Origin of the sequence: Rhodococcus sp. LB1, assembly GCF_001583455.1 — a bacterium.
GTDB lineage: Bacteria > Actinomycetota > Actinomycetes > Mycobacteriales > Mycobacteriaceae > Rhodococcus_F > Rhodococcus_F opacus.
Genome location: NZ_LTCZ01000124.1, coordinates 81,123 through 91,227, shown reverse-complemented (window position 1 = coordinate 91,227; position 10,105 = coordinate 81,123). Strand labels below are relative to the sequence as shown.

General features: G+C 67.0%; 10 protein-coding genes. 7 read left to right on the top strand and 3 right to left on the bottom strand.

Annotated features, from left to right (window positions below; genetic code table 11):
• The 6 genes from AZG88_RS19000 to AZG88_RS18975 all read left to right on the top strand — a co-directional run.
• The coding region (locus AZG88_RS19000; protein ID WP_156517534.1) for an SDR family oxidoreductase at positions 1–168 on the top strand (168 nt) is incomplete at its 5' end.
• A gap of 2 nt (positions 169–170) precedes the next feature.
• Positions 171–1,001 (top strand): mycofactocin-coupled SDR family oxidoreductase, encoded by an 831-nt coding sequence (locus AZG88_RS18995; RefSeq protein WP_061698556.1) that lies wholly within the window; start codon positions 171–173, stop codon positions 999–1,001.
• A 130-nt stretch (positions 1,002–1,131) separates the two neighbouring features.
• Positions 1,132–1,614, top strand: coding sequence for a nuclear transport factor 2 family protein (locus AZG88_RS18990; protein WP_005251201.1), 483 nt, complete (start codon positions 1,132–1,134; stop codon positions 1,612–1,614).
• The gene (locus tag AZG88_RS18985; protein ID WP_005251203.1) at positions 1,614–2,375 is read left to right on the top strand and encodes an SDR family NAD(P)-dependent oxidoreductase; all 762 of its coding nucleotides are present in this window, start codon (positions 1,614–1,616) and stop codon (positions 2,373–2,375) included. The genes AZG88_RS18990 and AZG88_RS18985 overlap by 1 nt, the downstream gene beginning before the upstream one ends.
• A gap of 270 nt (positions 2,376–2,645) precedes the next feature.
• Positions 2,646–3,512 carry a TauD/TfdA dioxygenase family protein gene (locus AZG88_RS18980; RefSeq protein ID WP_061041233.1) on the top strand — a complete coding sequence of 289 codons (867 nt, stop codon included), beginning with the start codon at positions 2,646–2,648 and terminating at the stop codon, positions 3,510–3,512.
• 56 nt (positions 3,513–3,568) lie between these two features.
• Entirely contained in the window at positions 3,569–5,104 is a 1,536-nt protein-coding gene (locus AZG88_RS18975) for a phospholipase C (RefSeq protein WP_061698555.1), read from the top strand.
• 10 nt (positions 5,105–5,114) lie between these two features.
• Here the strand turns inward: AZG88_RS18975 and AZG88_RS18970 are convergent, their stop codons facing one another.
• Both AZG88_RS18970 and AZG88_RS18965 read right to left on the bottom strand, forming a co-directional pair.
• On the bottom strand, positions 5,115–6,092 hold the full coding sequence (locus tag AZG88_RS18970; protein ID WP_061698554.1) for a Gfo/Idh/MocA family protein: 978 nt from the start codon (positions 6,090–6,092) through the stop codon (positions 5,115–5,117).
• A 113-nt stretch (positions 6,093–6,205) separates the two neighbouring features.
• Entirely contained in the window at positions 6,206–7,621 is a 1,416-nt protein-coding gene (locus AZG88_RS18965) for an amino acid permease (protein WP_005251210.1), read from the bottom strand.
• 257 nt (positions 7,622–7,878) lie between these two features.
• On the opposite strand from AZG88_RS18965, the gene shiA reads away from it, so the two are divergent.
• Positions 7,879–9,246, top strand: a complete 1,368-nt coding sequence (gene shiA, locus AZG88_RS18960) for a shikimate transporter (protein ID WP_061698553.1) — start codon at positions 7,879–7,881, stop codon at positions 9,244–9,246.
• Between the two features lie 37 nt (positions 9,247–9,283).
• On the opposite strand, the gene AZG88_RS18955 is transcribed toward shiA, so the two are convergent.
• On the bottom strand, positions 9,284–10,063 hold the full coding sequence (locus AZG88_RS18955) for an IclR family transcriptional regulator domain-containing protein (protein WP_061698552.1): 780 nt from the start codon (positions 10,061–10,063) through the stop codon (positions 9,284–9,286).
• Between the last annotated feature and the right edge of the window lie 42 nt (positions 10,064–10,105).

The window sequence follows — 10,105 nt, the reverse complement described above, 5'->3', positions numbered from 1 at the left end:
ACCCGGGACGACGTCGTCCCCGTCCTCGCAGCGAACCACATGCTGCCCGTTCCGTGGCTGGACTCGCGGGACGTCAGCAATGCGCTGCTGTTCCTGGCCTCGGACGAATCGCGATACATCACCGGCACACAACTCGTGGTCGACGCCGGACTGACCCAGAAGGTGTAGAGATGACAGGTCGAGTGAACGGAAGAGTCGTCCTGGTCACCGGTGCCGCACGCGGGATCGGCCGGGCGCAGGCGTTGCGGTTCGCACAGGAGGGCGCGGACGTCGTCGCCGTCGACCTGTGTGGCCCGGTCGGCACGGTGGTGACGCCACCGGCGAGTCCGGAGGACCTCGAGGAGACCGCGAAACTGGTCCGGGACACCGGCCGCCGGATCGTGACCGCGCAGGTGGACGTGCGTGACGGAACGGCGCTCGCCGAGGCGGTCACCGCGGCGGCCGGCGAACTGGGCGGGCTGGACTTCGTGTGCGCCACGGCAGGCATCACGTCCTCGGGTGTCGCGCTGGAGCTCGACTCCGAGACGTGGCAGACGATGCTCGACGTCAATCTGACGGGGGTGTGGCAGACGTGCAAGGCTGCGGCGCCGCACCTGATCGAGCGGGGCGGCGGGGCGATGATCCTGACGAGTTCCATCGCCGGGCTGCGCGGGCTCGTCGGCGTCGCCCACTACACCGCGGCCAAGCACGGGGTGGTGGGCCTGATGCGGTCGCTGGCCAAGGAGCTCGCGCCGCACCGGGTGCGGGTCAACAGCGTGCATCCCACGAACGTGGACACGGACATGATCCAGAACGACATGGTGCGGCGGGCGTTCCGGCCCGACCTCGAGCACCCCACCCGCGAAGAGTTCGCGGCTGCGGCCGTGACGATGAACATGCTGTCGATTCCGTGGATCGAGCCGGTCGACGTGGCCAACGCCGCGCTGTTCCTGGCTTCGGACGAGGCGCGGTACATCACGTCCGTCGCCCTGCCGGTCGACGCGGGCAGCGTCAGTCGATGACCGACGCGGGCAGCGTCAGCCGATGACCGCCGCGGGCAGCGTCGGCCGGTAATCCTCGAGTCCGCCCCCACACCTGACGATCCGTGGTAGAACAGGTGTCAGTTTTGGGGGCGGACGAAGGGTGAATTCCGTGGATCTTGAGGCCGTCGCCGCGATCAGCAGGCTCAAGTACGCGTATCTGCGGGCCCTGGACACGAAATGCTGGGACGAGTTCGCCGACACGCTCCTCCCCGACGCAACGGCGAACTACGGTGAGCATCTCGCGTTCGAGTCGCGGGACGCGCTCGTCGAGTTCATGAAGTCGAATCTGGGGCCGCAGACCATCACCGAACACCACTGCGGTCACCCGGAGATCGACGTCGACGGCGACACGGCGACCGGACGCTGGTACCTCTCCGACATCGTGCTGATCCCGGAGCACGACACGGTGCTGCGCGGGGCGGCGTTCTACTCCGACCGCTACGTCCGCGGACCGGACGGCCGATGGCGGATCGCCCACACCGGATACGAGCGCACATACGAGGCGGTGATGTCGCTGGCCGACATTCCCAGCTTCCGGCTGACGTCCAACCGGTGGGCAACCGACACGGAACCCGGCAAAGGAGACTCGTGATGGGGACACTGGACGGCAAGGTCGCACTGATCACCGGCGCCGGTCAGGGCGTGGGCGCCGGCATGGCGTTCGCGCTGGCCAAGGAAGGCGCCCGGATCGCGGTGGTCGGGCGAACAGAGGCGAAACTCGTCGACACGTGCGCCGCCATCGCCGACTTCGGCGGCATCGCCGAGCCGATCGTCTGCGACGTCAGCAAACGCGATCAACTGGGCCCGATGGTCGACCGAGTCGTGGACGAATTCGGTGGCATCGACATCCTCGTCAACAACGCCAACGCGAGCGCGCTCGGACCGCTCCTCGACATCACTCCGAAACTATTGGACCGTGCCATGGCCGTCGGTCCGGTGGCCACCCTGTTCCTCATGCAGCTGTGCTACCCGCACCTGAAGGCGCGCGGCGGCGGCTCGATCATCAACCTCGTCAGCTCCTCGGCGGTGCGGTGGGACACCAGCGGTTACGGCCTCTACGCGGCCACCAAGGAGGCGATGCGCTCGCTCACCCGGACCGCGGCCAGCGAATGGGGACCCGACGGAATCCGCGTCAACGCGATTGCGCCGCATGCACTGTCCCCGGGACTGAAATGGTGGACGGAGAACAACCCCGAGGAGGCCGCCGAGTTCGTGAAGTCGATCCCGCTCGGCCGGATCGGTGACTGCGAGCAGGACATCGGACGTGCCGTCGTCTTCCTCGTCGGCCCCGACGCCGGTTACCTGTCGGGTGCCACCATCCCGCTCGACGGTGGTCAGGCGCGCTGGAGCTGATCGCCGCCGATTGCCCCGAGCTTGCTCATTTCCCTCCCATCCGGTAGGAATTGCTTCGTGCATACGACTCACCTGGTGCGACGCCTCACCGTCGACCTGTGCCGTACGTGCGCCAACATCTGTTGTTGCTGATGGTCCGGCGCGCGTACCGCGTGCTGTCCACTCCTCGGTAGCCTCCGGCATCCGGTCATTCCTCACGCATTCTCCGCGTTCGCAGGTCCGGGCCGGTGCGCCCGTACCCAGGCACCATCACCTTCGCGGAAAGACACCATGAGTACTGCATTCGAAACCAGAACAGCGTCGCTGACGCTCGACAAGTTCGGCCCCCACTTCGGGGCCGAGATCATCGGCCTGGACATCGCGTCCGCCACCGACGACGAGGTCGCCGCGATCCGTTCGGCGTTGACCGAACACAAGGTGCTGGTCCTGCGCGGTCAGTCACTCGACGACACGAGCCACATCGAGTTCGGTCGCCGGCTCGGCCGGCTGACCGCGGGGCACCCCGTCCACGACAGCGGCGACGTCGCGCAGGAGGTGTACGCGCTCGACAGCCAGGACAACGGTTTCGCCGACGTGTGGCACACCGACGTGACGTTCATGAAGCGACCGCCGCTGGGGTCGATCCTGCGTCCCGTCGTCCTCCCACCGCACGGCGGCGACACCAACTGGGCCGACAGCCAACTCGCGTACGAGTCGCTGTCGCTGCCGGTCCGGCAGATGATCGATCAGCTGACCGCGGTGCACGACGGCAACCGCGAGTTCGGGTACTACCTCGCGCAGATGCGGGGCGGCAAGGGAAACGTCTGGGACGGTGAGGAAGTCACCGCGCTCGTGCCCGTCGAGCATCCCGTCGTGCGGGTACATCCGGAGACGGGACGCAAGGGCATCTTCGTGAACCCGGGCTTCACGTCCCACATCGCCGGAGTGTCCGAGGCGGAGAGCCGGGGAATCCTCGACTTCCTCTACGCACACCTGACCAAACCCGAGCACATCGTGCGGCACCGCTGGCGCCTCGGCGACCTCGTGCTGTGGGACAACCGCAGCACCGCGCACTACGCCAACCGCGACTACGGAACCCAGCACCGCGTCATGCACCGCATCACGCTGGAAGGTGACGTGCCTTTCGGCCCGCAGTAGAGGAACCTGCGCATTCGCCGGGCGGGCGGCGTCCGCAGCGACTACCGTCACGATCCGTGACCCCGGCATCGGACATCTCACGACGCAAGTTCCTCGCCTCCGCCGCGGCGGCCGGTGGCGCCGCCTTCCTCAGCTCGTGGGCGGGCCCGGTCATCGACCGCGCCTACGCGCAGGACCCGGGCGGCAGTGGGTCGCTGAACGACATCGAGCACTTCGTCTACCTCATGCAGGAGAACCGCTCGTTCGACCACTATTACGGCACCCTGTCGGGGGTGCGCGGGTTCGACGACCCGTCACCTGCGTGGCAGCAGTACGGCTGGACGCCGGGTGCCGGGCCCACCCCGACCGGGTTTCTCAACCCGTTCCGGCTCGACACCACGCAGGGCACACATCTCGACGGCGAATGCATCAACGACCCCACCCATTCGTGGGGTCCGCAGCACGACGCGTGGAACGGCGGCGCGATGGACCGGTGGATGCCGGTGCACATCGCGCACGAGGGGCCGCTCAACGGTCCCGCGACGATGGGCTACTACACGCGAGCCGACATCCCGGTGCACTACGACCTCGCCGACGCCTTCACCATCTGCGATCACTACTTCTGCTCGGTACTCGGACCGACGGACCCGAACCGGCTGTACTGGATGACGGGAACGATCGATCCGGACGGGCTGGCCGGTGGGCCGCTGGTCGAGACGCCGACGGTGATCCCCAGGTTCGTCTACTCCTGGCGCACCTATCCGGAGAACCTGCAGGAGGCCGGCGTCAGCTGGAAGGTGTACGCCAACAAGGACCTCGGCCCCGTGTCGAGTGTCGCGCTCGACGGGATGCTCGGCTGCTTCACGCAGTACAGCGACCCGAATTCGGAACTCGCTCGCCGCGGTCTCGATCCGACGTACCCGAACGACTTCCGGGCCGACGTCGCGAACGGCACCCTGCCCGCGGTGTCCTGGATCGTGCCCAACATCTTCACGTGCGAGCATCCGGCGCTGCCCCCGGCCGCGGGCGCGGTCGGGATCGTCGAGGTACTCGACATCCTCACGTCGAACCCGGCGATCTGGGAGAAGACCGCGCTGATCATCAGTTACGACGAGAACGGCGGCTTCTTCGACCACGTCACCCCGCCCACACCGCCGCCGGGCACCCCGGGTGAATATCTGACGGTTCCGCTGAACACGGTGTCGGAGAGCGAGAACAATCCGGGTCCGATCGGTCTCGGTTTCCGGGTGCCGTCGCTGATCGTCTCGCCGTACAGTCGCGGCGGCCTCGTCGCGTCCGACACGTTCGATCACACGTCGCAGCTCCGGTTGCTGGAGAAGCGGTTCGGTGTGCCCGTCCCCAATCTCACCGAGTGGCGCCGCGGCGCCGTCGGCGACATGACGTCCGCGTTCGACTTCTCGTCGGCACCGAACGCCGGCGTTCCCGTGATGACCGACCCCGGGCCACGCCTGCAGGCGGCGATCGCGCAGTGCGGGCCGAACGTGGCCGCGGGGACGCTCAACGCCGGTGCACCCTACCCCGTGCCGCCGAATTCGATGCCCGTGCAGGAACAGTCGCCGCTGCGGCGTCGCCCAAGCGGGCTGATCATGTAGCGGCCTCTCCTCAGAGGCGCACCGTCCGGCCCTCGTCGATCGACTGCAGGACGGCCAGTGCGGCGGTCACCGAACGCAGTCCGTCGTGTCCGGTCGCCACCGGTTCACCGTTCCCGCGGACGGCGTCGACGAACGCCCGGATCCCTGGTGCGTACAGGTTGTCGACGGTCTCGAGTGGGACGTTCGTGTCCTGCCCGTCCGCGACGATCCGCAGCGTCCCGGTGGGATCGGGGCGCATGCAGTCGCCTGCGACGAGAGTGCCGGACGTTCCGTGGATCTCGAATCCCGTCACGGCGCCCGGGACCGTATATGCGTCGTGGAGCGAGAACAGGGTGGAAGTGCCGAGTACACCACTCGTCATCACGGCGTCCGCCGGACCCGCACTGAGTCCCTGGCACACGCCCACCGCCGTCACGATGGCCGGTTCCATCCCGGTGACGAAGCGGAGCGTATCGATGTCGTGCACCGCGAGGTCGAGCACGACTCCGCCGCCGACGCCGTCGAGACGCCACCCACGCAGGGCCTGGCGCAGCAGAATGGCGTTGCTGACGCGCGCCGACAGGATGTCGCCGATCACACCCTCCGCCAGCAACTTTCGTGCCGCACGGTGAACGGGATGGGTGCGGAGATGATGGTTCGTCGCGAAGACCACCCCCGCGGCCGCGGCCGCGTCGACCATCTTCTGCGCCTGCGTGACGTCGAAGGAGAGCGGCTTCTCGCACAGCACGTGCAGACCCGCGTCGATCGCGGCCATGGCGTGGTCGAAGTGCTTGTCGTTGGTCGAGGAGATGTAGGCGGCCTGGACGTCCCCGCCCACCGCTTCGCGCAGGTCGCCGGTGGCGGACTCGATGTCATTGGCCTGCCGGTAGTCCTCCGCGCGCGCCGCGTCGCCGCTGAGCACGACTGCCGCGGTCTGCCCGCACTCCCGCAACGCGGGGAGTACGCGTGTGGCGGCGACGTTGCTCGCACCCAGAATCGCCCACTTCATGAGCTTCGGTCCTTCCTCGGGCCGGTGGGTCCGGCCTTTCCTCGGCGGGACTGTACGCCGAGTTCCGAGAGCGCACTACTGTTCGATATGCGAACATCCCGGCCGATCCGAGCTCAGGGGCGGAGTGCGTCGACCTCTTCGCCGGAGGTCGAGGGATCCGGCGTCTCGTCGATGGTCCCGCGCGTGCGCTGACGGTAGATCCCGATTCCGACCACGACCACGGCGAGACCCATCGAGACGTACATCTGGCTCCTGGTCTCCGGCAGCACGAGCATGCCGACGCAGAGCGCGATGATGGCGGCGATGGTGCACCACGTCAGGTACGGGAACAGCCACATCTTCAACGACAGGTCCTTGCCCTCCGCCTCGAGGCTGCGCCGCATGCGCAGCTGCGACACCGAGATCGCCAGCCACACGAACAGTGCGATCGCGCCCGAGGAGTTGACGAGGAACAGGAACACGGTGTCCGGGTACAGGTAGTTGAGGCCCACGGTCAGGAATCCCACGACCGTCGAGACGAGCACGGCCTGGCGCGGAACACCCGACGAGCCGATCTTCGACAACGAGGCCGGGGCGTCGCCGCGGCGGGAGAGCGAGAAGATCATGCGGCTCGCCGTGTACAGGCCGGAGTTCAGGCAGGACAGCACCGACGTGAGCACGACGACGTCCATGATGTTGCCGGCCGCCGGAATGCCGAACGAGTCCATGACGGCGACGTACGGGCTCAACGCGACGGAGGCGTCGTCCCAGGGGAGCAGCGTCACGACGACGGCGATGGAGCCGATGTAGAAGATGAGGATGCGCCACACGACAGAACGCACCGCGTTGCGCACTGCTGCCACGGGGTTGGCGGATTCACCGGCGGCGATGGTGGCGATCTCGGCGCCGAAGAAGGAGAACACGACGACGAGGACCGCCGCGAACACGGCACCTGCCCCGTTGGGGAAGAACCCGCCGTGACCGGTGAGGTTGGTGAGTCCGGGGGCTTCGACTCCGGGCAGGGCTCCGCAGATCGCGAGGACACCGAGCACCAGGAAGATCACGATGGCCGCGACCTTGATCGACGCGAACCAGAACTCGAACTCGCCGAACGACTTCACGGACGCGATGTTCGTCAGCGTGAGCAACACCATCAGGATCAGTGCCCAACTCCACTGCGGGACGTCGGGGATCCAGCGGTTCATGATGACGGCGCCTGCCGTCGCCTCGATGCCGAGGACGATGATCCAGAACCACGCGTAGAGCCAGCCGATGCTGAAGCCGGCCCATCGGCCGATCGCGCGGTCGGCGTACGCCGAGAACGATCCCGTCTCGGGGTTGGCGGTCGACATTTCGCCGAGCATGCGCATCACCAGGATGACGACGATGCCCGCGAGTGCGTAGGCCACGAGTACGCCGGGGCCCGTCTCGCGGATCGCGACCCCGGAGCCCACGAAGAGGCCTGCGCCGATCACCCCCGCGATAGCGATCATCGAGAGGTGCCGCTTCTTCAGTGTGTGCTGAAGCTGCGGATCGGTGGTTCCTGACATGGAGAAATCCCTTCGGCGCTACTCCGGGTGTGATGTGCGTCGCTGATTCGGAAAAGTGTGTACGAGTCGTGGGGGCTCCGGAACCGCCGATTCGGTGAAATTCGCGCGGTCGAGATAGACGAAACGGCAGTACCACGCATCTGCGCCTTCTTGACAACGCGGAAACGCTATGGCTACCGTCACATTATTCAACCAGCGGACATGCGTTCGGTATGCGAACAGGATCTGTCCGGTACCAACCTAGACGGGACATCGGAATGAGCGATCACGCCTTCACCCCGGCAGCCGAGAAGCAGGCGCGAAGAGCAGCGCTGAGCAGTTTCGTCGGCGCGGTCATCGACTGGTACGACTTCCTGCTCTACGGGTTGGTCGCGGCACTGGTCTTCAACTCGGAGTTCTTCCCGAACGTCAGCCCGGCGATCGGAACGCTCGCCGCGTTCGCGACGTTCGGCGTCGGATTCCTGTTCCGGCCGCTCGGCGGTGTGGTGTTCGGCCATTACGGCGACCGCATCGGGCGCAAACGGATGCTGATCCTCACCGTCCTGATCATGGGAACGAGCACGGCCCTGATCGGACTGCTGCCGTCGTTCGGGTCGATCGGCTGGTGGGCTCCGGTCCTGCTCGTCACGCTGCGCGCCATCCAGGGCTTCGCCGTCGGCGGCGAGTGGGGTGGGGCGGCGTTGATGGCCGTCGAGAGCGCCCCGCCGAAGAAGAAGGCGTTCTACAGCAGCGGAGTGCAGGTCGGCTACTCGGTCGGGCTCATCCTCGCGACCGGATTCGTCATGCTCATGAGCAACCTGACCACCGAGGACGCGTTCAGCCAGTGGGGATGGCGTGTTCCGTTCGTCGCCAGCGTCGTCCTGGTCGGTATCGGCCTGTGGATCCGCGCCGGAGTGCAGGAGAGCCCCGAGTTCGTCGAGAAGGTCGAGAAGGTCGAGGAGGAGCAGACCGCGCAGGACAAGAAGCGGATTCCCCTCGTCGAGGCACTGCGCAACCACCCGAAGGCATTTCTCCAGATCATCGGCCTGCGTTTCGCCGAACTGTTCTCCATGTACATCGTGACCACGTTCGCGTTGAGCTACTCCACCCAGGAACTGGGGATGGAGCGCAACTTCATGCTCAACGTCGGTCTGCTCGTCGGTGCCGTGGGTATCGGCACCATCCCGCTGTTCGCGTGGCTGTCCGACAAGCACGGCCGGCGACGCGTCTACATCCTCGGCGCACTGATCGGCGCGGTGTGCGCGTTCCCGTTCTTCATCTTCCTCGAGAACGGGTCGATGATTGGCACCGTCATCCTCGCCGTGCTCCTCGTCAACATCTCGCACGACATGGTCGTCAGCGTGCAGCAGCCGCTGTTCACCGAGATGTTCGGGGCCGAGTACCGGTACAGCGGCGCGGGCGTCGGATACCAGGTGGCCAGCGCGATCGGCGGCGGCTTCACCCCGTTCATCGCGGCAGCGCTGGTCACCGCCAGCGGCGGGTCCTGGCACCTCGTGGCCGTGTACCTGGCCGGCGGCTGCATCGTCAGCGCCCTGATCGCGTGGCGACTGCAGCCCGATTCGGGTGCAGCGGTGTCGGACTCCGCAACGTCCGCAACGTCCGCAACGCTCGCGAACGCGCGCTGAGCCAGGGTCGATCGAGACGTAGCTGATCCCTCGGCGTCTAGCCGAGGGACAGGTCGGAGCCGATCCGCTCCGCGGTCGCGACGAGTTTCGGCACCACCGACGCCGCGACGTCGTCCCGCGTGTACTGCGTGCCCTGCAGCGAGGAGTTGAGGGCGGCGACCACGGCGCCCGTCCGATCCCGGATGGGAACGGCGGCGCCGCGGATGCCGATCTCGAGCTCGTTCTCCGACATCGACCAGCCGTCCGCGGCGACCTTCCGGACCTCGGCACGCAATTGGTCGACGTCGGAGATCGTGTGGGGTGTGAAGGACTGGAATTCGGTGGTCTTCAGGTAGTCGTCGAGCGCGTCGGCCGAAAGTCCGGCCAGCAGAACCCGTCCCGTGGACGTCGCATACGCGGGGAACCGCATGCCCACGGTGATGGAGATGCGGATGATCCGGGGCGAGCGGACCCGCGCCACGTACACCACGTCGGGACCGTCGAGGATGGTGACGGAGATGGTCTCGCCCAGTTCCTTCGCGAGAGCCTCGATGTGCGGGTCGGCGACCTGCGGCAGTCGCAGCGCGGCGAGGTAGGAGAAGCCGAACCGCAGCACCCGGGGTGTGAGCGAGAAGTTGCGTCCGTCGAGACGCAGGAAACCCTTGTCCACCAGGGTGAGCAGAATACGGCGCGCCGTGGACCGGGTGATCCCGACAGCCTGCGCCACCTCACTCAGTGTGCGTTCCCGGTGCTGTTCGTCGAAGCATTCGAGAACGGTCAGGCCACGGTCCAGGGACTCGAGGAAATACCGTTCCCCCGACGCCGGCTGCTCGGCCACCTCAGCAGCCACCTGTTTCGCACACGCCGTCATGTTACCGGC

Excerpts from the sequence above, each read along its gene's own strand:
- AZG88_RS18970 (WP_061698554.1), bottom strand. The coding sequence starts at position 6,092 with ATGAAGTGGGCGATTCTGGGTGCGAGCAACGTCGCCGCCACACGCGTA.
- shiA (WP_061698553.1), top strand. The coding sequence starts at position 7,879 with ATGAGCGATCACGCCTTCACCCCGGCAGCCGAGAAGCAGGCGCGAAGA.
- AZG88_RS18995 (WP_061698556.1), top strand. The coding sequence starts at position 171 with ATGACAGGTCGAGTGAACGGAAGAGTCGTCCTGGTCACCGGTGCCGCA.
- AZG88_RS18965 (WP_005251210.1), bottom strand. The coding sequence starts at position 7,621 with ATGTCAGGAACCACCGATCCGCAGCTTCAGCACACACTGAAGAAGCGG.
- AZG88_RS18980 (WP_061041233.1), top strand. The coding sequence starts at position 2,646 with ATGAGTACTGCATTCGAAACCAGAACAGCGTCGCTGACGCTCGACAAG.
- AZG88_RS18985 (WP_005251203.1), top strand. The coding sequence starts at position 1,614 with ATGGGGACACTGGACGGCAAGGTCGCACTGATCACCGGCGCCGGTCAG.